We start from the raw sequence: 21,696 nt of genomic DNA on the forward strand, positions 1-21,696 counted from the left end.
TCGATCGTTTTCGGCGGCAGTGGGGCAACGTACCCCGCGCGGCGGCGGCCAATCCTCGGCCTCGGCCCTCGTTGGTCGAGCCTGTCGAGACCCGGCCCCGTTGGTCGAGCCTGTCGAGACCCAGCCCCGTTGGTCGAGCCTGTCGAGACCCCTCGTTGGTCGAGCCTGTCGAGACCCGGCCCCGTCGGCGGCCAATCCTCGGCCCCGGCTCCGTTGGTCGAGCTTGTCGAGACCAGTTGCTGCCCTCGTCGGGGGCTTGTCCACAGGCGGCGTTCGCCGTCTCCGTGAAGTGTCGGAGCGGTTTCCTACGGTGGTTGCAGTCGATATCGGAGGTGGGGTAACTCGAGGGAAACGAGCGCAAGTTCCTGAAGCAGAGCGTTCGAACAGCACACGAAGAAGCAACTGCACATGAAGCAAGAGAAGGGAAGGAGGTGAGCACGGGATGGTGCACCCGATCAACGCGGCTCTGGACACCGCATTGGCGGCGTTGGGTGAGGTGACCAGCGCGAACCCGGCGTTCTTGTCGACGCCGGAGAAGGCTGCGGCGTTGTTGACGGCCTCGCGGGTCGAGTCGGCGGCGGCGGAGTTGCGGTTGCGGACCATGGCGGTGGCCGGTGACGTGGCTGCCGCGCAGGGTGGTCGTGACGTCGCGGACTGGCTGGCCTCGAACGCCCGGGCTCGGGCAGAAGAGGCGCGGGCGGATCTGCGGCTGGCCCAAGCGTTGGATGACCGGTATCCCCGGTTGGGGACTGCGGTCGCTGCCGGTGGCGTGACGGTGGACCAGGCTCGCACGATCGTGCGGGCGCTGGACCGGCTACCGGAGGAGGTCGCGGCTGAGACCAAGTTGGCGGCGGAGGAGAAGTTGATCGAGTTCGCGGCCGATTTCGGCCCGCGTCAGTTGGCGTGGCTGGGCCGGCGGATCCTGTTCACCGTGGCTCCCGAGGTCGCCGATGAGATCTTGGAGCGGCAGCTGCGCGCCGAGGAGCGCAATGCGTGGGCGAAGACGAAGTTGTCGATGCGGTCCAAGGGTGATGGCACCACTCGCCTGTCGGCGTTGCTGCCCGATGCGGCGGCGAAGCGGTTGTCGGGGTTCCTGCACGCCTACACCAGTCCCCGCAACCCCGATGGCCTCCACCAGCACTGCAGCGACACCGACACCGACAGCGACCAACCGGACGACACCGACCAACCGGACGACCCCGAGCAGCAGGACGACACCGAGCAGCAGGACGACACCCCCGAGCAGCAGGAGACGGACGCCGACGGCCAGAACAGTGAGAAGGAGAGCGACAAGAAGGAAGGCCACGAGAAGGGCAGCAACCGGCAGGTCGGCGGCGGCAAGGAAGGCGACGGCGCGGACCAGTTGGGTGGCGCGGACCGGGAGGGTCGCGTGGACCAGTTGGGTGGCGTGGGGCCGGCGGCCAGCGACGAGCCGCAGGCTGCGGACGACACCCCGCCGTTGCCGGCCACGTGTGCGTCGGGCTGTTCCCGCAGTGGCCGGCACACCCACAAGCTGGGGTTGGCGTTGGTGCAGTTGCTGGAGACGCTCGACCCCGACCGGCTACCCATCCACGGCGGGGATGCCACCACGCTGGTGGTCACGTTGGGTCTGGAGAAGTTGCGGGCCGACCTCGGCGAAGCGGCCCTGCACGGGGTGCTGCCGGGCGAGGCGACCGAGGAGATCTCCGCACAGGAGGCCCGCCGGTTGGCGTGCATGGCCAACGTCATCCCCGCCGTCCTCGGCTCTGCCTCGGAGGTCCTCGACGTGGGCCGCTCCCAACGGCTGTTCACCAAGGCCCAACGCCGGGCGCTGCTGCTGCGCGACACCACGTGCCGTGCCGAGGGCTGCGACATCCCCGGCACTTGGTGCGAGGCCCACCACTGGCTCGAATGGAGCCACGGCGGCGACACCAACCTCGACAACGGGGTCCTGCTGTGTGCCCATCACCACCGCGTCGTCCACGACGACACCTACACCACCCAACACCTCCCAGACGGAGACGTCAGATTCCACCGACGAACCTAGGAGGCAGACGAGCCCCGCGCCGCGACCAGCCAGCGGTGGCCTCTCAGGCGTCGGCGAAGACCCGGACCCCGGAGTCGCGCCGCCGGACGAGGGACCCGCACGCGAAGAACCGATGATTCCGGTCCGGGACCCCGGTCTACCTCGTGGTGCGGCGACCTCCGCACCGACCGCAACGACGGCAGAGGAGCAAGGGCATGTTCGATCTCGGCCCAGCCACGGAGGAGATGAAGCGCCTGGTGTCGGGCGTTCAGGAGGCCCAGCTCGGCGAGGTGACGCCCTGCTCGGACTGGACGGTTGCCGACCTGCTTGCGCACGTCCATCAGTTCGCAACCGTCTTCACCGACAATGCCCACAAACAGCCGAGCGCACCGCCGGAGTCGCTGGTACCCGACTGGCGCGTGGAGATCCCGCGGCAACTCGACGCACTCGCCCGCGCCTGGGCGGCGGAGGAGGCGTGGCACGGCCGCGTGTCCGCCGGCGGGATCGACATGGATGCCGCGGACAACGCCGTGGTCGCCGTCGAGGAGCTGACGGTGCACGGCTGGGACCTCGCAAGCGCCACGGGCCAGGTGCTCCGGGTCGGCCCCGACCAACTCGACGTGATCGACCGTTTCCTCGACCTCTTCGCCAGCGGCCTGCCGGCAGGCCAAGGTCCGTTCGGCCCGGTCGTGGCCGTTCAGGCGGACGCCTCGAGGCTCGACCTGACCCTCGCGCAGACCGGGCGCGATCCCTCGTGGTCCACTGCCCACCACTGATGAGTCCAGGTCACCAACCGCTCGAAGGAGTCGACATGTCACGCACCAGGGTCCACAACCTCAACGTCTCGCTCGACGGGTACGCCGCGGGGGAGGAGGTGACCTTGGAGCAACCGATCGGTGGCGCCGAACGTCTCTTCAGCCGCTTCGACGGGAGGGCGATCCACGGGATCGACCGCGTCGACGACAGTCCGGTCACCTTCGACCATGCGCTGACCAGCACGTGGGGCCAGGGCATTGGCGCCGAGATCATGGGGCGGCGCAAGTTCGGTCCGCAGCAGGGCGCATGGCCCGACCACGAGTGGCGCGGTTGGTGGGGCGACGAACCGCCCTTCCAGACCCCCGTGTTCGTGATGACTCATTACCCGCGTCCTCCCATCGAATTCGCCAACGGCACGAGCTTCCACTTCGTGGACGGCAGTGCGGAGGACGTGCTCGGCCAGGCGAGGGCGGCCGCAGGTCGGCTCGACGTACGCATCGGTGGCGGGCCAACGACGGTGCGCCAGTTCCTGGCGGCCGGACTGATCGATTTCATGCATCTGGCGATCGTGCCGGTCACTCTCGGGCGCGGGGTCTCCCTGTTCGAGGGTCTCGATGACGTGGCAGCCGACTACGCGGTCGAGTCGCTCACCAGCCCCAGCGGGTTGACCCACCAGTTCTGGAACCGGCGGCCGTGATCGCGTGACGCACACTCGTGTGCCGTCTCCCGCCGAACAACCTCGGCCGCGCTGACACGTGCCCGATCGCGCACCAGCCCGTGGGGCGTCGGAGCGCCCGTGTAGCGACTCCGCCGAGAGCAGATCCGCTGCGAGCGGCACGCCCTTCTGCGTCCGCCGCCGCGGCGTCAGGCTCGGGGCATGACCGACGAACCCCGAACCCTGGCCCTCGGCAAGCGAACCGCAGAGGACCTGCTCCGGCACCGCATCCTGCTGCTCGACTCAGCACTCGACGACGAGATCGGTGCGATGCTGTGCGCTCAGCTCGTGCTGCTCGCGACCGACGACCCGGAGACCGACATCAGTCTCTGGATCAATTCTCCCGGCGGCTCGGTGCCCGCGATGCTGGCCATCGCGGACACCATGGGCCTGGTCCCGAACGACGTCTCCACGGTGGCCCTGGGCATGGCCTACAGCGCCGGTCAGTTCCTGCTGTGCTGCGGCACCGAGGGCAAGAGGCATGCACTGCCGCACGCCAAGGTGTTGATGCACCAAGGGTCCGCCGGCATCGGCGGCAACGCCGTCGACATCGAGCTGCAGGCCGATGACCTGCGCCAGATGCGCGACACGGTGCTCGGGGTCATCGCCGAACGCACCGGGAAGTCGTTCGAGCAGGTCTTCGAGGACTCGCTGCGCGACCACGTCTTCACCGCGGCGGAGGCCCGTGACTACGGATTCCTCGACCATCTCGTGACCGACCTCGAGCAACTCCGCCCGCACCCGCGCCGGACCACCGGGCTGCAGCCTGCCGCCCCGACGAAGGAGGTCGACCGATGAGCACCTACACCATCCCCAACGTGATCAGTCGTACGCCGCGTGGCGACAAGGTGATGGATGTCTACAGCCGTCTCCTCGAGGAGCGGATCGTCTACCTCGGCACGCAGATCGATGACAGTGTCGCCAACGCCCTGATCGCGCAGGTCCTGCACCTGGATGCGGAGAACCCCGACGCTCCGATCAACCTCTACATCAACTCCGAGGGCGGCTCGATCCCGGCAACCTTCGCGCTCTACGACACGATCCGCTTCTGCCGGGCACCGGTGGCGACGACCTGCGTGGGGCAGGCCTTCTCGAGCACTGCCCTCCTGCTCGCGGCCGGGGCGCCGGGGCAGCGGACACTGCTGCCCCATGCCCGGGTCATGCTGCACCAGCCGTCAGGGCAGGGACGTGGCACGATCCCGGACCTGATCCTCGCTGCGGACGAGATCCTGAGGGTGCGCGAGGAGATGGAGCAGGCGTTGGCCCAGCACACTGGTCAGGACGTCGAGACGCTGCGGCGCGACACCGACCGTGACCGGATCTTCCGCGCCGACGAGGCAGTCGCCTACGGACTGGCCGACGCGGTGATCAGCCGCCGCTGAACTCGGTCAAGCGGCCAACGCCAGTGGTCCGCGCAGGGCACCGATGCCTTGGGGGAGCGACGTCGGACCCGACGACACGACGTACAACCGGCGCGCGGCGGCAGCAGCCAGGTCACGCAGGGTGAGGTCGAGGGCACCGGCCACGGCGGAGAGCACCTCGGAGGAGGGATCCTTGCGGCCCCGCTCGATCTCGGAGAGGTACTGCGTCGAGATGCCGGCCCGGCTGGCAGTCTCGCTCAGCTTCTCGCCACGGGCATGGCGTCGTTCGCGGAGCAGCTCGCCGGTCACCTCGCGCCACAGTGGTTCGGGCGCCACGGGCTCGGGCTGGTCGGACGGTGGGCGCAGCGGCAGCAGATGAGCCATGTCGCGATGCTAGCCACTGACTCGGCGTCCGGGGCAGTGCTTCTGCCGAGGGCAGAACCGATGCGAGCATCGGCCGGGGTAGTCCCAGCACTACCCCCACTGGGGGCACAGCACTACTGACGCCGGCCCTGCTTCCGACAAGGCTGGAGGCATGTCAGCCACTGCCGTTGAACCGCCCCGAACGCCGGATCGCCTCGCCGCCGTGCGCCGCCGGCCCTTCACCGTGTTCGGCCTGCTGCTCATCGTGGTCGTGGGACTGGCCACGGGCGCGATGACCGGTGGCATCCTCGACCACGCCTGGGGCCGCGACCTCGCCTACGGCCCGGCCGCCCTGACGTCCGGCCAGTGGTGGGGCTTGCTCACCGGACCGTTCCTGGCGATCGCACCGTGGTGCTACCTCCCGGTGCTGGCCAGCTTCGCGCTCTGCGTCGGCTACGCGGAACCGCGACTCGGCACGCGTCGTACGGCGTTGCTCTGGCTGGGCACCCAGGTCGGCAGCGTGCTCGCCGCCAGTTCCTTGATCCTGGCCTTCGGCCCGGGTGCGATGGCACAGGCACTGGACGTCGGCCCGTCGGGCGGTGCGTTGGCCGTCGGCGCCGTGATGACCGCGTTCATGAGCACCGGAGTACGTCGTCTCGCACGGGGCACGCTGGTTGCCTACGTCGTCTCCTCCTTCCTCTTCATCGGCAACCTCGCCGACCTGGTGCACCTGATCGCCGTCGCCGCAGGCCTGGTCATCGGCTCCAGGAGTCGCCCCCGGCAGCAGGCTGTCGTCAACCGTGACCGCGCCGTCCATCACCTGCAACGTGAGGGTGGCGGCTCGATCTCCTGGATGACCACGTGGCCGGGCGTGCGCTACCTCTACGACCCGCAGGGCGGGGGCTACCTCGCCTACCGACGGCACCTCGGGGTGGCTCTCGCGCTCGGTGACCCGATCGGCACCACCGATTGGATCCGTCGTGCCCCGGCGGCGTTCGAAGCACTCTGCGCCGACGAGCACCTGATCCCCTCCCACTTCGCGGTGAGCGGGCCGGTTGCCCGGGCGATCGGTGGCCGCAACCTCCAGATCGGCGAGGACACCCTGTTGGACCTCACCGATCTGGAGTTCCGCGGGAAGAAGTGGCAAGACATCCGTACGGCGCGCAACCGGGCCGGTCGTGACGGGATCCGCTTCGAGCTGGTCACCCTCGCGGATGCGGATCCCCGGATCATCGCGCAGGTGCGCGCGATCAGTGACGGTTGGTTGCGGCGTCAGCGCACCCCGAGCTCGGCTTCACCCTGGGCGGCGTCGACCATGCGATGGACCCACGGGTTCGCGTCGCGTTGGCACTCGACGACGAGGACCGGGTGCACGGGTTCCTCTCCTGGATGCCGATCCACGGGGGTGGGGGACGCATCGACGGCTGGACCCTCGATCTGATGCGCCGACCCGACGACGGCTTCAAACCGGTGATCGAGTTCCTGATCGCAGAGTCGTGCCTTGCCTTCCAGGGTGAGGGTGCCCAGACGGTGTCGCTGTCGGCGGCGCCGCTCACACGCAGCATCGGCGAGCCGGACGGATGGCTTCAGCGCATGCTGGAGCGTTCCGCTCAGGTCCTCGAACCGCTCTACGGGTTCGCGTCGCTCCACGCGTTCAAGGCGAAGTTCTCACCTCGTTGCGAGTCACTCCACCTGACCTATCGCAAGAGCTCCGACCTGCCGCGGATCGGGCTGGCCGTGGCCACCGCCTACCTGGTGACGCCGAGGACGCGTGTCGTCAGCAGCCCGTTGACACTCCCGACACCGCCCGTGGCCCGGTCGGCGTCAACGTCTCCTGGGCCGGTAGGCCCGTCCGAAGCTGCGCAGACCGTCCTCGTAGATCTCCACTAGTTCCCAGTCGATCCGCCGCCCGCCGGGGACGTCGAAGATCCGGACTCCGTCGCCGAGGAAGACCGGGGCGACGAACACCTGGAGCTCGTCGACGAGGTCGTGCTCGAGCGCCTGTCGCCCGATGTCTGCACTGATGATCTGCACGTCCCCGTCGCCGGCGATCTGTCGCGCATGACGGACGGCTGTCGTGATGTCGCAGTTCAGCGGTACGACGGTCGGGTCGTCGGCGAGCTCCTCCGGCCGGTGGGTCAACACGATCTCGGTCCCGGACCAGGCACCGCCGTACGCCGCGGAGGTGGTCTTGTCCCGCTCATCCTGCTGTTCCTTCGCCGCGTCGTAGCCGTTTCGTCCGGAGATGATCACGGCGACTGCTGCTGCCATGCGTTCGGTGGTGCCCTCCGCCAGCGGTTCGCAGGCGGACATCCATCCCATGTCGTGTCCCGGGCCGGCGATGAAGCCGTCGATCGACGACGTGAATCCCCAGGCGACCTTGCCCATGTCTCCTCCTCGGCTGACCGTGTGTCAGGTTGCAGGTGAAGACCTGAGCCGGATCTCCGATTCATCGCAGTGCGGCGCACTAACCTTGTCTCCATGGTGGACAAGCGTGTGAAGGCACCCGAGATCGCGCCGGGTGAGACAGCCAAGGGACCTGCGTCCTACTTCCCCAGCATCGAGCAGAAGTACGGGCGGCCCATCCAGGAGTGGCTCGACCTCGTTGTCGGACGGCTGGAGACCGCCAAGCACATGGAAGTGGTTGCCTGGCTCAAGGACGAGCACGGCCTCGGCCACGGCCACGCCAATGCGATCGTCGCCTACGTGAAGTCCGCGCAGGTGGCCTGACGTGGCTCGTCGCCAACAGTGAGCAGCTCGGGCACCAGGCTCTCCGGTCCTCGGATCGTCCTCGTGGCGGCGGTCGTCGTCATCGTGGTGGCAGGTGCGCTCTGGTATCGCTCCGACACCCAACGTCTGCACCGCCTCGTCGACGACCTGCGTGACGAGCGGGGCGTGGTGAGCGCGGTCGTGGTGGACGACGAAGGCATTCAGGAGGTGCGCTTCACGAGCCGTGCGACCGTCTCGGAGATCGACACGGTGTGGGAGCGGCTGTCCGACGTCGATGTGGACCGCGTGGCGATCGGGGACGTCTCGGTGGACCCCTACGAGATGGATCACGGGGTCGTGCCCGCGGCCGTCGCGGCCGCCGGCGTACACCTCCATGCCGCCATGCTGGAGGTGCGCGAGGTCAGTGACGACGTGTGGTTGTCGGTGGGCTTCGGTCCTGTGCCGGTCGGCGCTGACGAGCCCACTCCACGCGACGGCGCCGTCCAGGTGCTCATGGTGCTTGAAGAACTCCAAGACGGTGAGCTGCCGGAGGACCTCGACCTCGTCGTTGCCCATCGCGCGCGCCAGCAGCTCGACCTGGTGCACGTCGAGCGGGCGGCCCTGGAGCGCCTCCCCGACACGATCACCGAGTTGCGTCGCATCGCGGCGACGGACCCCGAGGCGGGGATCGTCTGCGACGCAGACGGCTGTCACTCCTGACGCCGCGGGCCTCTCTGGTCACGTGCACGCAGCGGTTCACCGACCGCGTGCATGTGGCGCAGGGCGATCGCATACGACTCGACCAGCCCGGCCTCGGCGTACTCCACCCCGCGTTCGGCGCAGAAGTCGCGCACGATCGGCTGTGCCAGGCGCAGGTTGGCGCACGGCATGCTCGGGAAGAGGTGGTGCTCGATCTGGTAGTTGAGACCCCCGAGTGCGATGTCGGTGACCGGGCCGCCGCGCACGTTGCGTGAGGTGAGCACCTGCTTGCGCAAGTAGTCCGGCTCCTTGGCGCCGGTCAGCGTCGGCATGCCCTTGTGGTTGGGTGCGAACGAGCAGCCGAGGTAGACGCCGAACACCGCCTGGTTGACCAGGATGAACGCGACGGCGAGTCCGGGGAGAGCACCGTGAACACCAGGCTGAGATAGATCACCGCGTGGGCGAGCAGCAGCCCGGCCTCCAGCTTCCGGCTCGGCAGGCCGGGGCGCAGCACTGCGCGGACACTCGACACGTGGAGGTTGAACGCCTCGAGGGTGAGCAGCGGGAAGAAGAGGAACGCCTCGTACTTGCCGATGAACCGAGCCGGTCCGCGCGCGTTGCGCGCCTGTTCCTGCGACCACACCAGCAGGTCGGGGGAGACGTCCGGGTCGAGTTCCTCGTGGTTCGGATTCGCGTGGTGCCGGGTGTGTTTGTCCATCCACCAGCCGTAGCTCATCCCGACCCCGAGGTTGCCGACGAGGCGGCCGGCGATCTCGCTCGGGCGGCGGGTCCGGAAGACCTGCCGGTGCGCGATGTCGTGGGCCAGCAGGGCCAGCTGTGCGAAGACCACGGCCAGTACGACGGCGGTGAGCAACTGCCAGGCCGTGCTGCCGATGGCGACGAAGGCCGCCCAGGCAGCAACGAGCGCCGTACCGGCCAGGGTGAACCGGAGCAGGTAGTAGCCGGGTCGTCGGTCCAGCAGCCCGGCGGCATCGACGCGGCGGCGAAGTTCGGCGAAGTCGGAGCCGCCGTGGCCGGCGCGGAGGGTGGGTGCGGAGCGCTCGATGGTCATGGTTCGAGTCTTCGCGGGTGAGGGAGCCCGCGCCATGGCGCTGGGTCCCCTCCGGTGGTGGGGCTAGGCCCACCACCGCAGCGTGGAACGTCGTTGTCTCACCGTGTCCAGAAGGGCTGCTCCGCGTGCTCGCGCACGGCGATGTTGATCCGGTTGAAGAGGTTGTGGGTGGCGATGGTCAGGATCAGCGCGGCGACCTGTTGCTCGTCGTAGTGCTTGGTGACCTCGCGCCAGAGCTCGTCGGGGACCGCGTTCGTCGCACCGGCCAGTCGGGTGAGCGCATCGGTGAGCTCAAGGGCGGTCTTCTCGGCCTCGTCGAAGAACGGGGACTCGCGGAAGGCCGCGAGGCCCACCATCTGCGACGGCGTCAGTCCCACCGTCGGACCCGTGACGACGTGGCCCTGGATGCAGGCCGCGCAGCCGTTGAGTTGGCTCACGCGCAACGCGACCAACTCGACCGTGGCTGTGGGCAGGCCGCCCGATGCGGATGCGGCCAAGAGGTTGCCGATCCCCTTGTAGGCCTGGGGAATGATCGTGGCGGGGTTGGCCATGCGGGGCTGGATGGTCATCGCTCGTACTCCTCGACAATGTGGTTTCGTCCTTGTGCCATCCCTGACCCGCAGCGCGATCCGAATGTGACAGCCGGGACGAAACTCTCCTCGCTCGCCTCCGTATGTCACATCTGTCGTGTCTCGCGGGTCAGGACATCGGGACCAGGGACGAGAAGGCGGAGGGCGAGAGATGGCACACGAAGACTGGTTGACCGACCGGTTCGAGGAGCACCGCCGGCACCTGTTCGGCGTTGCCTACCGGATGCTCGGCTCCACCGCGGAGGCGGAGGACGCCGTCCAGGAGGCCTGGCTCAGGTTGAGCCGTAGCGACGATGCGGCCCCCGGGGACATCGACAATCTCGGCGGCTGGCTCACGACGGTCGTGTCCCGGATCTCGCTCAACGTGTTGCGGGCCCGTGCGACGCACCGTGAGGACTCCCTTGATGAGCGGCTGGAGCGACTGCCCGAACCGGTCGTCACGCTCGAAGGCGATGCCGGCGACCCGGTCGACCAGGCGTTGCTCGCCGACTCCGTCGGCATCGCCCTGCTGGTGGTGCTCGACCAGCTCTCGCCAGCGGAGCGGCTCGCGTTCGTGCTGCACGACCTCTTCGCGCTCCCCTTCGACGAGATCGCACCCATCCTCGGGAAGTCCCGTGACGCGACCCGCCAGCTGGCCAGTCGAGCGCGGCGTCGTGTCCAGGGCCGGGCACCTTCACCCGACGCAGACCTGACCCGGCAGCGTGCGGTCGTCGATGCCTTCTTCGCTGCCGCCCGTGACGGCGACCTCCAGCGGCTCGTCGCCGTGCTCCATCCCGACGTCGTGCTCCACGCTGACATGGGTTCGGGCATCACCGGCCACCGTGGCGCCGAGAAGGTCGCCGGCAACGCGATCATGTATGCCCACCCCGACCGGATCGTGCACCCCGCCTACGTCAACGGGGCCGCTGGCGCGGTGACCACCTTGCACGGCGCACTGTTCAGCATCATGGCGTTCACCGTCGTCGACGGTCGGATCGTCGAGATCGAGGCGTACGCCGCCCCCGATCTCACTGCCCGCCTGGGCGCGGAGCTCGGGCTGGTCTGACGAGCCCGCTGAACCGGTGGCGCGCCCGGCTCAGGACACGTACTCAGACAGCGGTCATGCCCAGGAACACGGTGACCGACAGCACTGCGGCGGCACCCGCGAGTGCGATCGGGACACTCGCTGCCTCGGCGACGATGCCGCCAGTGACGGCACCGAACGGCGTGCCGCCCCAGGCGACCAGGCGGGCTGTGGTGTTGACCCGAGCCTGCAGGTGATCCGGCGTGACACGCTGCCTCGCGGCGATCCCGTTGAGGATCACCAACGTGCTCGAACAACTCCACACCACCAGCAACGCAAGTGCCACCCCATACGGCGGCACCGCGGCCAGACAGGCAAGGCAGGGGATCCCCAGGGCCAGTGCGGCGAGGGTGAGGCGCCCGGTGGGGATCCTGGCGGTCAGCCACGACAGCATGGTGGCGGCCAGGAGGCCACCGAGTGCGACGGCTGCGAGCATCACCCCGAGCCCGTGTCCCTCTGAAGGGACGTGAACCTCCTCGGTGGCGAACACGACCAGCAGCGCGGTGACGGCACCCGCCACGAGTGAGTTGCCGACACCGATCAGAGTGAGGGACCGCACCAGCGGATGCCGTGCGACGAAACGTAGGCCCTCCGCGATGTCCGCTCGGATGCTGGTGCCCGGACGCGGCACGGTTCCTCGGGTGTGGTGGGGGTCCATCGATGCGGCGATCCGGAGAATGAGGCCAGCAGCCAGCAGGTACGCCGCTGCGTCGACGGCCAGCGCCCACTCCGGGCCGAGAGTCACGACGACGACACCGCCGACCGCGGGCGCGGCGACCGCGACGATCGTGGTGCTGGTCCACACCACACTGTTCGCTGCCACCAGGCGGTCGCGTCCGACGATGGCGGGGAGCGCTCCGAAGGCCGCTGCGTCGAACCACACGAAGCCGGTGGCAAGGAGCAGGGCAACGAGCAGCACCTGTGCGACGCCCAGGTGGTCGCCGACGTGGGCCGCCGGGATGCTCAGCAGTGCGACGGCACAGAGACCTTGACTGGTCACCATCACCCGACGGCGTGGCAGCCGGTCCGCCATCGCACCTGCGAGCAGTCCGAACACGAGGTAGGGCGCCACTTGCGCGGCGGCCACCAGCGAGGTGAGGAACGCTGACCCGGACAGCCGGTAGACCAGCACTGTCGTTGCCACCGCCGTGATCCCGGACCCTGCGACCGCGACCATCCGCGCCGCGGTGAAGAGCAGCAGGTCCCGGTCGAGCCGCGGCGGTTCCGCCGTGACGGCTCCGGTCGGTGGGCTCACCTGTGCAGACCCTCGGCGACGATTTCCACGCCCTCCACGCTGCTGAGGGTCCCGGGCTGCACGAACGTGTTGTCGACGGCCACCAGTCGGCCCTCCCGAACCGCAGCAGTGTGGGCGAACGTGGTGGTCAGGTACTCGCGGGTCTTCCGTTCGTGCTCGGCGTCCGTGACGCTGAAGACGAACGCGTCGGGGTCCTTGGCAAGAACGACCTCGGGGTTGACCTCGGCAGCGAAGAAGTCCGTGAAGAGCCCCTGGTCGTCAGCGAACACACTCTCACCACCGGCAAGGCGGAGGATGTCGGCCTCGACGGCACCGCCGATCGCATAGAGCTTGCCGCCCTCGACATACACGAGGGCGGTGCGCACCGGACGGATCCCCGTGATCTGCTCAGCGACGGCCTCCAGGCGGCCGCGTGCGTCGTCCTCGAGCTTCGCTGCCCGCTCGGACACGTCGAAGACCTGACCGAGGAAGGCCAGGTCGACGAAGGTGTCGGCGACCGTCCCACTGGAGCGCCGCTCTGCACAGCCGGCAGCAGCGGTGTAGGCCGGGATGCCGAGGGCCTCGAGATCGTCGTAGCCAGCGAACCCCATCTCGGTGTTGAACTCGTACTCCGTGCCGCTCAGGACGAGATCGGGCTCCTGCTCGATCAGCGTCTCCTTGTCCGGCGGGCTGTCGGTGCTCAGGGTCGGGACGGCCGCAACCTCGTCAGCCAGCTCGGCAGAGGGTTCACCGAGCCCCGACTGGGCCTGCGCGACGACCCGGTCCCCGACGCCGAGCTGGATCAGGACCTCCGTGATGCTCGGGTGCATGGTCACCACCCGTCGTGGTGGGGAGGCGACGGCGACGTCTCGGCCAGCGCAGCCGGAGGTGGTCACCGGATAGCCCTCACCGCCCTGCTCTGCCGCGGCCTCGTTGTGTGACACCGTGCCGCAGCCGGTCGCCACCATCGCGGTCGCAGTGAGGACCGAGGCAGGGAGCAGCCTGCGACGTCGTGCGGGTTCGGGAAAGGACATGGGACTCCTCAGATCAGTTGACGTCGGACGACGTCGAGTGGATGGTTGGCGGAGCTTCGGGTCCTGCGGTTCGTCGCGGAGCGACGGTGATCAGTGGCCGGCTGGTGAGTGGGTGGGTGAGCACGTCGCAGGCGACGCCGTACACCTGCTCCACACGCGCGTTGGTGAGGACTTCCTCGGGGGTGCCCTGGGCGACGAGCCGACCCTTCTTCAGGAGCACGATCCGGTCGCAGTAGGCGGCAGCGAGGGTCAGGTCGTGGAGCGCCACGAGGGTGCTGATGCCCAGCGCGCGCACCAGTTCCAGCAGGTCGAGCTGGTGCGCCACGTCGAGATGGTTCGTGGGTTCGTCGAGGAGCAGGACCTCAGGTTCTTGGCACAGTGCGCGCGCCAGCAACACCCGCTGGCGTTCGCCGCCGGACAGTGTCGCGAAGTCACGTTCGGCCATCGCTGTGGCGTTGACGCGGCCCAAGCAGTGCTCGGCAAAGGCAATGTCGGATCCGCCGTCGCGGCGGCGGGGATGCGGGATGCGCCCGAGCAGCACCACGTCGATCACCCGGAGCTGCAGATCGGTCGCATGGTCCTGGCTGAGCACGGCGCAGCGGCGTGCCAGGTCCCTCGGCCGGGTGGTGGCCACGTCGAGACCGGCAGTGCGCACGACTCCATGTCGTGGTCGGAGGGCACCGTACGTGGCCCGGAGCAGTGTCGACTTTCCGCAGCCGTTCGGTCCGAGCAGTCCGACGACCAGTCCGCTCGGGACCTCGAGCGAGACGTCCTCGAGGATGGTGCTCCGGTCGATCGTGACGTGCAGGTCCCGGATCTCCACCGCAGGGTGAGTTGCGCTCATGCCATGCCCCCGGTTGGGCGACTGCGCAACAGCCAGAGGAAGAACGGAGCGCCGATCAGAGCGGTGACCACGCCGATCGGCAGCTCCCGGGGAGCGGCCGCAGTGCGAGCGACGGTGTCGACGGCGACCAGCAGCAGGGCGCCGCCGAGCAGGGAGACGGGCAAGAGGCGGCGATGGTCGGCGCCGACCAGGAGGCGGCAGGCGTGCGGAACCACCATGCCCACGAAGCCGATCCCACCAGCGACGGCCACCACGCACCCCACCATCAGTGAGGTGACCAGCAGCGTCTCGACCCGAAACCGTGAGACGTCGACACCGAGTGAGGTGGCCGTTTCGTCGCCGGTCATGATGGCGTTGAGGTGGCCGGTGCGCCACCAGGCGTACGCCGCACCCAGCGCCAGTCCGGCACCCGGCAGGGCCAAGGTCGCCCATGAGGCAGAGGAGATGCTGCCCAGCAGGAAGAAGAGCAGACCTGGAAGCTTGCCGTGCTCGGCGGTGACCGTGATCCAGCTGGTCACGGCGCTGAAGAGATAGGACAGGGCGACGCCGGCGAGCACCAGGCGAAGCGGCTCGATGCGTCCACCGCGTGATGCGAGGAGATAGACCAGGAAGCAGGCGAGCGCGGAACCGCCGAAGGCCGAGCCCGACACCAGCAGTCCCGGCACCGATGCGCCGAGGACCAGACCGATCACCGCGCCGAGTGCTGCTCCTGAGGACGCGCCGAGCAAGTAGGGGTCAGCGAGTGGATTGCGCACGACGGCCTGAAGGATCACCCCCACCAGGGCCAAGCTCGCGCCGACGAGTGCCGCCAGGAGCACCCGGGGCGTTCGGAAGACCCACACGATCCGCTCTTCCACGAGCGACCAGTCGGCCGTGTGCTCGCCGGGCAGGAGATGAGCGGCCAGGACCTTGAGGGTGGTTGCGGGACTGACGCCGATCGGGCCGATACCGATGCACACCACGATGCCCGTGGCGAGCCCGATGGTGAGGAGCGTCAGGACGGCGGGGAACGAGAGTCGGGAGGGCGGCGCGGTCTGCTTGGCCGCGGGAGGAGCGCACGTGGAGGAAGGCACGCCGGAGACCTTAACCCACAAATGAGAATGATTCCCATTCGCATCGGGATTCGACTACCGAGCTGCCCCCGGTGCGGGCTCCGGGACCTGCTCAAGGGTGCGCGGCTTCCGGCGGGTGAGCAGGACTCCGATGATGCACATCGCGCCGCCGACGAAGGCCAGTGCCGGAGGCACTTCGCCGAGCGCCAGCCAGGCCATCAACGTGGTGATGAAGGGCACCAGGAACGTGGACAGTGCGAACTTGCCGGCATCGGAGTGGCTGAGGGCGTAGGCCCAGGTCACGAATGCCAGCGCACTCGGCACGATGCCCAGGTAGGCGATCCACATCAGGTCGGACGCGGTCGCGTCGCGGACCACGCCCACCAGCTCGACCGACCACGGCAGGCAGGCCACCGCGCCCACGACGTAGAACCAGAAGGTCATCTCCAGGGCCGTCATCCCACCCACGAGCAGCTTCTTCTGGGTGACCACCCCCACTGCGAACGTCACCGCAGCGAGTGCCGTGAGGAGTACGCCGACCAAGTCGCCGTTGTCGCCCTCGGAGGAGGAACGGCCGATGATGACCACGCCGGCGAAGCCGACGCCGAGTCCGATCAGCAGCCACTGGGTGAGACGTTCGCGGAAGAGGAAGGTGGCCAGGAGCGCCACGATGATCGGCCCGATCTGGATGATCAGCGCAGCGGTTCCGGCATCGATCCGACGCTCTGCCTCGTTGAGCGCGACGTTGTAGATGCCGATCCACGACACGCCCCCGAGGATGATCAGTGGCCATTCCCGCTTCGTGGGCACACGTCGCCGAACGGCCGGCACGGAGAGCCGGACCATCACCCCCAGTGCGAGGACCGCAACCAGGAGTCGGCCCAGGCTCAGCGAGCCCGGTGGCACCTCCTCGCCGAGATGCCGGATGGCCACGAATGCCGAGGCCCAGGCGACCAGGGTGAACCCCACCGCCGCGAGCGGTAGCCAGGGTCGGGAAGTGGGCACGATCGAACGCTACGGTGGCAGAGGCTTTGCGACCAGCGATTTTCGGACATCGCAGCACGAGTTGCTGCCAAGTTCGGCGGTGGTGCGTGGTGCCATCGCGCTCAGCGGTTGCGGTTGCGTGGATGGTCGCGGGCGGTGCGTTCGTTGCCGTGCTTGTAGTTGCCGGTCACTCGGGCCATCAACTCCTGGTCGTCGGCCGTCTCGACGTCCTCGAGGAAGTCGGCGGCGCGCTGGCCGCGGAGTGTGCCCGCGGGGCGGCCGTGGTGGGTGATGGACACCGATCCGTCCTTGCGGACCGAGTAACCGAAGCCCTCAGGCGAGTTGCTCATGTCGGTGAGTCAATCGTCGCCCGGCCTCGCGTGCCAACACGTTTTCACTGCTCCCGTTGGCGGGCCGCCTGGCTGAGGAGGCCATCGACGAGCGCGGCGAGACCCTCGGCGAAGGTGTCACGCGCTGAGACCTCGACCCAGTGCTTGCCGACTGCTGCGAGGCCCGGCAGCTCGGCAGCGTCGTGATCACTGACCGAGGGATCCGGGTGGCTGAAGATGGCAGCTGATGCAGTTGCTCCCGCGTCAGCACGCCGGGTTCGGGTGTTTGCCCGGACGAGGATCTCGCCGACGGTGAAGTACCAGGTGTTGCGGAAGACGAGGATCGCCTGCTCCGCGGTGCAGCCCGACGCGAGTGCTCCGGACACGATGGCCTCGACCATCCAGATCGAGGTGCCGCCGAGCCGGCTGAGGAAACCATCGGTCGTGACCACTTCGGCGATCCAGGGCTGGGCGGCCAGTGCGTCCCGTCCGGCAACGCCGGCAGCCACGATCCTGTCGCGGGGGTCCTCCGGGAACTCGGGCGTAGGCGTCCGGGCGAGCTGGTCGTTGACGAGCTGGACCAGGAGGTCGCCGCGGTCCTCGATGTGGTGATAGATGGTCATCGGGCTCACCCCGATCTCGCCGGCGAGGCGCCGTACGGTCAGCTTCTCCCAGCCGTCCCGCTCGATGATCAGACGGGCCGCAGCGAGGACGTCGCTGCGCGACGTCCGTGGTGGCCGCCCGGTGCGGCCGGGCGAAGCGTTCGATCGAGGCACGCTCCCATCCTCCCAGCAGGTGTCGAGTCGTGGGGCCGCCGTCATCTTCGTGCTGGACAACGGCGCGTTCGACGTTCTACTTTATTTACATGTACGAAAATACCAAGGTCGATCCCCTCTCGCGTGCAGGAGAACCGATGGTGAACGCCGAGCGTCAGCGAGCAGTGCTTGCCCTCCTCGGTGCCGGTCTCGTGCTGTCAGTCATCGCCGCCTGCGTTCCGTTGCTGGCCCAACAGGTGCTCGAGGACCACATCCGTGACGGCTATCCGGCCTACTCCGACGGGCGGGTCGACTCGGCGGTGACCGCGTGGCTCGCTCTCCTGGCGACGCTGGGTGGCCTTGGGGTCGTCGGCTGGCTGGTCTCGATCGTGGCCGTCCGCAGGCAGCGTCGGGCGCGGTTGGTGGTGACCGTGATGGCGACTCTGGGTCTCGGCGTCTCCCTCACTGCGGCGCTGACCCAGGACACGTCGGGAGAAGTGGGTCTCGCGCCGCTGTTCGGCCTGCTGGTGCTGTTGCCGTGTGTGGCCGGAGTGGTGGCGGCGGTGCTGGTGTGGAGGCTCAGACAGCCTGGTCGCTGAACGCGCCGCCGTCGGAGAACACCTGCTCGGCGAACCTCGTTCCGATCAGCTCGTGGGTCGCCGCGTCGGGATGCAGGTTGTCGGGCAACGGGTGTGACTCGCTGTCATGGCTGCCGTAGAGGGCAAGCCCGTCCAGGAGATGCAGGTGGTGATCGGTGCTCCTGCGCTGCTCGACGATGCCGCTCATCGCTTCGCGGATCACCGTGAGTGTCAGCTGTCCAGCGGCAACGCCGCGCGGGTCGCCGGCGGCGCGGAAACGGGTCGGTCCGTCGTCGAAGACGGGCATGGCGGGTCCGGGAGTGTCCTCGTGGATCGCGGAGAAGAGCGGGGAGACCACGAGCAGGGGTACGTCGGGGTGCCCGTCGCGGATGGTGTCGAGGAAGCCGTGCAGGGCCGGGCCGAATGCGCGTCGGCGCATCAGGTCCAGGTTCACCAGGTTGATGCCGATCTTCACGCTGATCAGGTCGGTGGGGGTGTCGCGGATGGTGCGTGCGACGAACGGGTCGAGCAGCGCACTGCCACCGAGTCCGAGGTTGGTCAGGTCGACCTGACCGAGCGTTGCCGCGATCGCCGGCCAGGTCCGGGACGGGCTCGCGGCGTCCGAGCCATGGCTGATGGAGCTGCCGTGGTGCAGCCACGACCTCCTGGTCGAGGGAGTGGCTGGCAGTACGGGGGCATCCGTCCGCAGCTCGATGACCTCGGTGACCTCCCGGAAGGACAGCCAGATCTCGACCTCCTTCTCCTTCGCGGGGAGGCCCGTGAAGGTCACGGATCCGGGCTCGCCCGGCTGGTGCTCCATGCCGCCGCGTGCCATGTCGATGAGCAGGGTGTGGCCGCTGTCGGCCGCCCCTTGGGCGAAGAGCTCACCGTCGACCAGCAGGTCATACAGGCCCTCGGGGCCGGGCGGGACGCCCACGTAGGCGAACTTGGTCGGCAGTGCCACCAGTTCCACGCATGTTGCCGACGTACGGAAGCGCAGGCGTACGCCGGACGGCTTGGCCTCCGCCATGGCGAGCTGCCCGTCATCGCACTGTGCGCGTGCCCAGGCCGGGAGTCGGTGGGGCTTGATGCCGTGCGCAGTGGTCTCGAGCTCAGCTGCCCCGTGGATGAGGGGAGCGAGGTCGCGGGTGATGATCGGGACGTTCACGGGCGCTTCCTGCCGTACGGTAACCTTGGATATCTAGGTAGCAGCCTAGGACACCTAGGTTTATGGATCAAATGGAAGGCGCCTCATGGCCCGTGCGGGACTGACGCCGGAAGTGTTGACGCAGGCCGCCGCTGAGCTCGCGGACGAGATCGGCTTCGCGAAGGTGACGGTGGCCGCCGTCGCCAGACGATTCGGGGTCAAGGACGCGAGCCTCTACTCCCACGTGCGCAACCTGAGGGAGCTCCAGGTCCGGGTGGCGGAGGCGGCCTTCCACGAACTCGCTGACCAGGTGGCGTCCGCGATCGCCGGGCTGTCGGGCCGTGCCGCCCTCGCTGCGCTCACCGACGGCTATCGCAGGTTCGCTGCCGAGCACCCGGGGCAGTACGCCTCGATGCGGATCGAGATCGAGCCCGGCTCGAGTGCCGCTCGTGCCGGGGCGCGTCACGCCGCGCTGAGTCGGGCCGTGCTGCGCTCCTATGCGTTGGAGGAGCCTGATGCGACAGACGCGCTGCGCATGATGAACAGCACGCTGCACGGGTTCGTGGAGCTTGAGCTCGCCGGAGGCTTCAGTCACTCCGAGCGGAGCGCCGCGGACTCCTGGGCTGCCACCTTGGTCGCACTCGACGCGATCCTGGCGAACTGGCCCTCCGCCGCGTCCTGAAGTCGTGGCTCAGCGGCGGTCGGGGATCGTCGCGTGACCATCACCGTGAGGTCGCTGAGGCAGTGCTCGGGCATGCCAGCGGCCAGCGTGGTGGCCGATCTCGATCGGGTAGGAGAAGCATTCGGTGACCCGTTCGGTGGTCAGCACGTCCTGCGCCGGGCCGGCGTGGATCAGTCGGCCGTCCTTGATCAGTGCAGCATGGGTGGTCGTCTCGGGGAGCTCCTCGAGGTGGTGGGTGACCAAGACCGTCGCGAGTTCCGGCTGGGACCGGTGCAGGTGGTCGACGGTGGCGAGGAGCTGTTCGCGAGCGGCGACGTCGAGCCCGGTGGACGGTTCGTCGAGGAGCAGGAGTGGCGGGTCCGGCATCAGTGCGCGGGCGATGAGGGCTCGGCCGCGTTCGCCTTGGGACATGGTGGGCCAGGTGGCTCGGGTGAGCGCATCCAGTCCGAGCAGCTTGACCAGCTCGTCGGCCCGCGCGCTCTCGGTCGGATGTGGCTCCCAGCGTGGCATCAGCTCGGTGGTGCCTGTTGCGCCGGTGAGCACCACCTCGCGCGGGGTGAGCGGCGAGCGGAGGGGTGCCGCGGATTGACGTGTCCGATGGAGCGTCGCAGGTCGCGGATGTCGACCCGACCCAGCTTGTGGCCGAGCACGTGGACGCTGCCCCTCGTGGGGTGCTCGACTGCGCCGCACATGCTGAGCACGGTGCTCTTGCCAGCGCCGTTGGGCCCGATGAGGGCCCAGTGCTCTCCGGCGCGGACGGTCAGATCGACGTCGACGAGGATCTGGCGGGACTCGCGGACGAAGTGGACGGACTCCAGTTGCAGGACCGCGTGGTCGGTCATCGACTCCCTCTCGTTCAGCACGTTCGCGCCCCGGAACGACCTTTGGGCGCGGGACGAACCTACAACTCCTCAGACAAGTTGGGCGGCGCGGGGTGCTCCGAGTCCGCCACTTCCCCATGGAACAACTCATCTAAGGTGCGGGTCATGGTCATCGGGTCCGCCATCATCTCGTTCTGGCTTGCCGCGGGCCTGCTCTTCGTCTGGTGGATCACGACCGCGCTCTACAAGCAGTTGCGGGAGCCGCTCCGGGTGTACGACCCGGAAGAGGCTCTCCGCGGGCGCACCGAGACGTGGGGCCGAGAGCCCGTCGATGTCGCGACCTGGTTCGGCACCCCGCGGGTCGGGGACTTCGAACCCGCGCACGTGGTCGGGGAGATCGTGCGGCGCACGGGAGGTGAGGATTCCCACGAAGACGGCAGCACCACGGGCGTGCTCGTCCTGCGGCTGCCCGACTCGCCGGCAGCGATCCCCGTGCCGATCGACATCGGCCGCCCGGACAACGCCCGGGTGGGGGCCCTCGTCCCCGTGCGACGGGAGGAGGACGGCGATTTCGAGATCGCCCAGAACCTCTCCGAGGACGAGACCAGGCGAGTGTTGCTCGAGCACCGCGTGAGCCTCGGTGTGATGGACCTGCCGACTGCTGCTGCCCTCACCCTGCCCGGCCGCGCCGCCGTCGTGGAGCCGCAGGAGGTGCGGCCGACCGGACGGGTCCACCGCGGTCACGTCGAGATCCGGGCACGCTTCCGCGATCGAGAACAGGTCGAGCACGAGGTGGCCGGCTTCCTGCGCCCGGCGGAACTCGCGCTGGTGCGTCGTACGGCGAAGCTCCCGGTGGCGCTCGACCCCGACGGGATCTGGCGGCTCGGAACGGGATGGTACTGA

Annotated in this window: 27 protein-coding genes and 1 pseudogene; 13 read left to right on the top strand and 15 right to left on the bottom strand. The window is 68.8% G+C overall.

Annotated features, from left to right (window positions below):
* Nucleotides 1-442: 442 nt before the first annotated feature.
* From L1066_RS04850 to L1066_RS04870, 5 genes are all read left to right on the top strand, one after another.
* Nucleotides 443-2,026, top strand: a complete 1,584-nt coding sequence (locus tag L1066_RS04850) for an HNH endonuclease signature motif containing protein (RefSeq protein WP_235735230.1) — start codon at nucleotides 443-445, stop codon at nucleotides 2,024-2,026.
* Nucleotides 2,027-2,220: 194 nt separating this feature from the next.
* Nucleotides 2,221-2,781 (top strand): TIGR03086 family metal-binding protein, encoded by a 561-nt coding sequence (locus L1066_RS04855; RefSeq protein WP_235735231.1) that lies wholly within the window; start codon nucleotides 2,221-2,223, stop codon nucleotides 2,779-2,781.
* 35 nt (nucleotides 2,782-2,816) lie between these two features.
* Nucleotides 2,817-3,458, top strand: a complete 642-nt coding sequence (locus L1066_RS04860) for a dihydrofolate reductase family protein (RefSeq protein ID WP_235735232.1) — start codon at nucleotides 2,817-2,819, stop codon at nucleotides 3,456-3,458.
* A 180-nt stretch (nucleotides 3,459-3,638) separates the two neighbouring features.
* Nucleotides 3,639-4,274 carry a ClpP family protease gene (locus L1066_RS04865; RefSeq protein ID WP_235735233.1) on the top strand — a complete coding sequence of 212 codons (636 nt, stop codon included), beginning with the start codon at nucleotides 3,639-3,641 and terminating at the stop codon, nucleotides 4,272-4,274.
* Nucleotides 4,271-4,858: a ClpP family protease gene (locus L1066_RS04870; protein ID WP_235735234.1), complete on the top strand. Its 588-nt coding sequence runs from the start codon at nucleotides 4,271-4,273 to the stop codon at nucleotides 4,856-4,858. The genes L1066_RS04865 and L1066_RS04870 overlap by 4 nt, the downstream gene beginning before the upstream one ends.
* A 6-nt stretch (nucleotides 4,859-4,864) precedes the next feature.
* On the opposite strand, the gene L1066_RS04875 is transcribed toward L1066_RS04870, so the two are convergent.
* Nucleotides 4,865-5,221 carry a helix-turn-helix domain-containing protein gene (locus L1066_RS04875; protein WP_235735235.1) on the bottom strand — a complete coding sequence of 119 codons (357 nt, stop codon included), beginning with the start codon at nucleotides 5,219-5,221 and terminating at the stop codon, nucleotides 4,865-4,867.
* Nucleotides 5,222-5,834: 613 nt separating this feature from the next.
* Between L1066_RS04875 and L1066_RS26430 the strand changes: the two are divergent.
* Nucleotides 5,835-6,464: pseudogene (locus tag L1066_RS26430) on the top strand (phosphatidylglycerol lysyltransferase domain-containing protein); the annotation flags it as partial.
* A gap of 56 nt (nucleotides 6,465-6,520) precedes the next feature.
* Nucleotides 6,521-7,090 carry a phosphatidylglycerol lysyltransferase domain-containing protein gene (locus tag L1066_RS26435; RefSeq protein ID WP_283095285.1) on the top strand — a complete coding sequence of 190 codons (570 nt, stop codon included), beginning with the start codon at nucleotides 6,521-6,523 and terminating at the stop codon, nucleotides 7,088-7,090.
* Here the strand turns inward: L1066_RS26435 and L1066_RS04885 are convergent.
* A complete protein-coding gene (locus L1066_RS04885) occupies nucleotides 7,025-7,588 on the bottom strand; it encodes a dihydrofolate reductase family protein (protein ID WP_235735236.1) in 564 nt (187 codons plus the stop codon). The genes L1066_RS26435 and L1066_RS04885 overlap by 66 nt on opposite strands.
* Before the next feature lie 93 nt (nucleotides 7,589-7,681).
* On the opposite strand from L1066_RS04885, the gene L1066_RS04890 reads away from it, so the two are divergent.
* Together L1066_RS04890 and L1066_RS04895 are read left to right on the top strand one after the other, a co-directional pair.
* On the top strand, nucleotides 7,682-7,930 hold the full coding sequence (locus L1066_RS04890) for a DUF4287 domain-containing protein (RefSeq protein WP_235735237.1): 249 nt from the start codon (nucleotides 7,682-7,684) through the stop codon (nucleotides 7,928-7,930).
* A gap of 18 nt (nucleotides 7,931-7,948) precedes the next feature.
* Nucleotides 7,949-8,629 carry a hypothetical protein gene (locus L1066_RS04895; RefSeq protein ID WP_235735238.1) on the top strand — a complete coding sequence of 227 codons (681 nt, stop codon included), beginning with the start codon at nucleotides 7,949-7,951 and terminating at the stop codon, nucleotides 8,627-8,629.
* Here the strand turns inward: L1066_RS04895 and L1066_RS28395 are convergent.
* From L1066_RS28395 to L1066_RS04905, 3 genes are all read right to left on the bottom strand, one after another.
* Nucleotides 8,620-8,988 carry a fatty acid desaturase family protein gene (locus tag L1066_RS28395; protein WP_376707642.1) on the bottom strand — a complete coding sequence of 123 codons (369 nt, stop codon included), beginning with the start codon at nucleotides 8,986-8,988 and terminating at the stop codon, nucleotides 8,620-8,622. The two genes, L1066_RS04895 and L1066_RS28395, sit on opposite strands and share 10 nt — an antisense overlap.
* A complete protein-coding gene (locus L1066_RS04900) occupies nucleotides 8,928-9,680 on the bottom strand; it encodes a fatty acid desaturase family protein (RefSeq protein ID WP_376707643.1) in 753 nt (250 codons plus the stop codon). Before L1066_RS04900 ends, L1066_RS28395 begins: the two co-directional genes overlap by 61 nt.
* A 98-nt stretch (nucleotides 9,681-9,778) precedes the next feature.
* Complete coding sequence (locus tag L1066_RS04905) at nucleotides 9,779-10,249, bottom strand: carboxymuconolactone decarboxylase family protein (protein WP_235735239.1); 471 nt, start codon at nucleotides 10,247-10,249, stop codon at nucleotides 9,779-9,781.
* A gap of 172 nt (nucleotides 10,250-10,421) precedes the next feature.
* On the opposite strand from L1066_RS04905, the gene L1066_RS04910 reads away from it, so the two are divergent.
* Nucleotides 10,422-11,315: a sigma-70 family RNA polymerase sigma factor gene (locus L1066_RS04910; protein WP_235735240.1), complete on the top strand. Its 894-nt coding sequence runs from the start codon at nucleotides 10,422-10,424 to the stop codon at nucleotides 11,313-11,315.
* Nucleotides 11,316-11,358: 43 nt separating this feature from the next.
* Here the strand turns inward: L1066_RS04910 and L1066_RS04915 are convergent, their stop codons facing one another.
* From L1066_RS04915 to L1066_RS04945, 7 genes are all read right to left on the bottom strand, one after another.
* Nucleotides 11,359-12,588, bottom strand: a complete 1,230-nt coding sequence (locus tag L1066_RS04915) for an MFS transporter (protein WP_235735241.1) — start codon at nucleotides 12,586-12,588, stop codon at nucleotides 11,359-11,361.
* Complete coding sequence (locus tag L1066_RS04920; protein ID WP_235735242.1) at nucleotides 12,585-13,601, bottom strand: ABC transporter substrate-binding protein; 1,017 nt, start codon at nucleotides 13,599-13,601, stop codon at nucleotides 12,585-12,587. The genes L1066_RS04915 and L1066_RS04920 overlap by 4 nt, the downstream gene beginning before the upstream one ends.
* Nucleotides 13,602-13,614: 13 nt before the next feature.
* A complete protein-coding gene (locus tag L1066_RS04925; RefSeq protein ID WP_235735243.1) occupies nucleotides 13,615-14,445 on the bottom strand; it encodes an ABC transporter ATP-binding protein in 831 nt (276 codons plus the stop codon).
* Complete coding sequence (locus tag L1066_RS04930; protein WP_235735244.1) at nucleotides 14,442-15,518, bottom strand: FecCD family ABC transporter permease; 1,077 nt, start codon at nucleotides 15,516-15,518, stop codon at nucleotides 14,442-14,444. Before L1066_RS04930 ends, L1066_RS04925 begins: the two co-directional genes overlap by 4 nt.
* 54 nt (nucleotides 15,519-15,572) lie before the next feature.
* On the bottom strand, nucleotides 15,573-16,502 hold the full coding sequence (locus tag L1066_RS04935) for a DMT family transporter (protein ID WP_235735245.1): 930 nt from the start codon (nucleotides 16,500-16,502) through the stop codon (nucleotides 15,573-15,575).
* A 101-nt stretch (nucleotides 16,503-16,603) separates the two neighbouring features.
* The gene (locus L1066_RS04940) at nucleotides 16,604-16,831 is read right to left on the bottom strand and encodes a hypothetical protein (RefSeq protein WP_235735246.1); all 228 of its coding nucleotides are present in this window, start codon (nucleotides 16,829-16,831) and stop codon (nucleotides 16,604-16,606) included.
* A gap of 44 nt (nucleotides 16,832-16,875) precedes the next feature.
* On the bottom strand, nucleotides 16,876-17,586 hold the full coding sequence (locus tag L1066_RS04945) for a TetR/AcrR family transcriptional regulator (RefSeq protein WP_235735247.1): 711 nt from the start codon (nucleotides 17,584-17,586) through the stop codon (nucleotides 16,876-16,878).
* A 137-nt stretch (nucleotides 17,587-17,723) separates the two neighbouring features.
* Here L1066_RS04945 and L1066_RS04950 point away from each other — a divergent pair, with 137 nt between their 5' ends.
* A complete protein-coding gene (locus L1066_RS04950) occupies nucleotides 17,724-18,164 on the top strand; it encodes a hypothetical protein (protein ID WP_235735248.1) in 441 nt (146 codons plus the stop codon).
* Here L1066_RS04950 and L1066_RS04955 read toward each other — a convergent pair.
* The gene (locus tag L1066_RS04955; protein ID WP_235735249.1) at nucleotides 18,145-19,311 is read right to left on the bottom strand and encodes an SGNH/GDSL hydrolase family protein; all 1,167 of its coding nucleotides are present in this window, start codon (nucleotides 19,309-19,311) and stop codon (nucleotides 18,145-18,147) included. The genes L1066_RS04950 and L1066_RS04955 overlap by 20 nt on opposite strands.
* A gap of 85 nt (nucleotides 19,312-19,396) precedes the next feature.
* Between L1066_RS04955 and L1066_RS04960 the strand changes: the two genes are divergently transcribed.
* Nucleotides 19,397-19,972, top strand: a complete 576-nt coding sequence (locus L1066_RS04960) for a TetR/AcrR family transcriptional regulator (protein WP_235735250.1) — start codon at nucleotides 19,397-19,399, stop codon at nucleotides 19,970-19,972.
* Nucleotides 19,973-19,981: 9 nt separating this feature from the next.
* Here the strand turns inward: L1066_RS04960 and L1066_RS26440 are convergent, their stop codons facing one another.
* Nucleotides 19,982-20,482, bottom strand: a complete 501-nt coding sequence (locus L1066_RS26440) for an ATP-binding cassette domain-containing protein (protein ID WP_283095286.1) — start codon at nucleotides 20,480-20,482, stop codon at nucleotides 19,982-19,984.
* Nucleotides 20,482-20,835, bottom strand: coding sequence for an ATP-binding cassette domain-containing protein (locus tag L1066_RS26445; protein WP_312007052.1), 354 nt, complete (start codon nucleotides 20,833-20,835; stop codon nucleotides 20,482-20,484). The genes L1066_RS26440 and L1066_RS26445 overlap by 1 nt, the downstream gene beginning before the upstream one ends.
* 123 nt (nucleotides 20,836-20,958) lie before the next feature.
* Here L1066_RS26445 and L1066_RS04970 point away from each other — a divergent pair, with 123 nt between their 5' ends.
* Nucleotides 20,959-21,696 carry a hypothetical protein gene (locus L1066_RS04970; protein ID WP_235735251.1) on the top strand — a complete coding sequence of 246 codons (738 nt, stop codon included), beginning with the start codon at nucleotides 20,959-20,961 and terminating at the stop codon, nucleotides 21,694-21,696.

The sequence above is a fragment of the Nocardioides alcanivorans genome (assembly GCF_021555175.1).
Lineage (GTDB): Bacteria > Actinomycetota > Actinomycetes > Propionibacteriales > Nocardioidaceae > Nocardioides > Nocardioides alcanivorans.

Coding starts and splice junctions, on each gene's coding strand:
- L1066_RS04850 (WP_235735230.1), top strand. CDS start 443: ATGGTGCACCCGATCAACGCGGCTCTGGACACCGCATTGGCGGCGTTG.
- L1066_RS04855 (WP_235735231.1), top strand. CDS start 2,221: ATGTTCGATCTCGGCCCAGCCACGGAGGAGATGAAGCGCCTGGTGTCG.
- L1066_RS04860 (WP_235735232.1), top strand. CDS start 2,817: ATGTCACGCACCAGGGTCCACAACCTCAACGTCTCGCTCGACGGGTAC.
- L1066_RS04865 (WP_235735233.1), top strand. CDS start 3,639: ATGACCGACGAACCCCGAACCCTGGCCCTCGGCAAGCGAACCGCAGAG.
- L1066_RS04870 (WP_235735234.1), top strand. CDS start 4,271: ATGAGCACCTACACCATCCCCAACGTGATCAGTCGTACGCCGCGTGGC.
- L1066_RS04875 (WP_235735235.1), bottom strand. CDS start 5,221: ATGGCTCATCTGCTGCCGCTGCGCCCACCGTCCGACCAGCCCGAGCCC.
- L1066_RS26435 (WP_283095285.1), top strand. CDS start 6,521: ATGGACCCACGGGTTCGCGTCGCGTTGGCACTCGACGACGAGGACCGG.
- L1066_RS04885 (WP_235735236.1), bottom strand. CDS start 7,588: ATGGGCAAGGTCGCCTGGGGATTCACGTCGTCGATCGACGGCTTCATC.
- L1066_RS04890 (WP_235735237.1), top strand. CDS start 7,682: ATGGTGGACAAGCGTGTGAAGGCACCCGAGATCGCGCCGGGTGAGACA.
- L1066_RS04900 (WP_376707643.1), bottom strand. CDS start 9,680: ATGACCATCGAGCGCTCCGCACCCACCCTCCGCGCCGGCCACGGCGGC.
- L1066_RS04905 (WP_235735239.1), bottom strand. CDS start 10,249: ATGACCATCCAGCCCCGCATGGCCAACCCCGCCACGATCATTCCCCAG.
- L1066_RS04910 (WP_235735240.1), top strand. CDS start 10,422: ATGGCACACGAAGACTGGTTGACCGACCGGTTCGAGGAGCACCGCCGG.
- L1066_RS04920 (WP_235735242.1), bottom strand. CDS start 13,601: ATGTCCTTTCCCGAACCCGCACGACGTCGCAGGCTGCTCCCTGCCTCG.
- L1066_RS04925 (WP_235735243.1), bottom strand. CDS start 14,445: ATGAGCGCAACTCACCCTGCGGTGGAGATCCGGGACCTGCACGTCACG.
- L1066_RS04940 (WP_235735246.1), bottom strand. CDS start 16,831: ATGAGCAACTCGCCTGAGGGCTTCGGTTACTCGGTCCGCAAGGACGGA.
- L1066_RS04950 (WP_235735248.1), top strand. CDS start 17,724: ATGGTGAACGCCGAGCGTCAGCGAGCAGTGCTTGCCCTCCTCGGTGCC.
- L1066_RS04960 (WP_235735250.1), top strand. CDS start 19,397: ATGGCCCGTGCGGGACTGACGCCGGAAGTGTTGACGCAGGCCGCCGCT.
- L1066_RS26440 (WP_283095286.1), bottom strand. CDS start 20,482: ATGCCACGCTGGGAGCCACATCCGACCGAGAGCGCGCGGGCCGACGAG.
- L1066_RS04970 (WP_235735251.1), top strand. CDS start 20,959: ATGGTCATCGGGTCCGCCATCATCTCGTTCTGGCTTGCCGCGGGCCTG.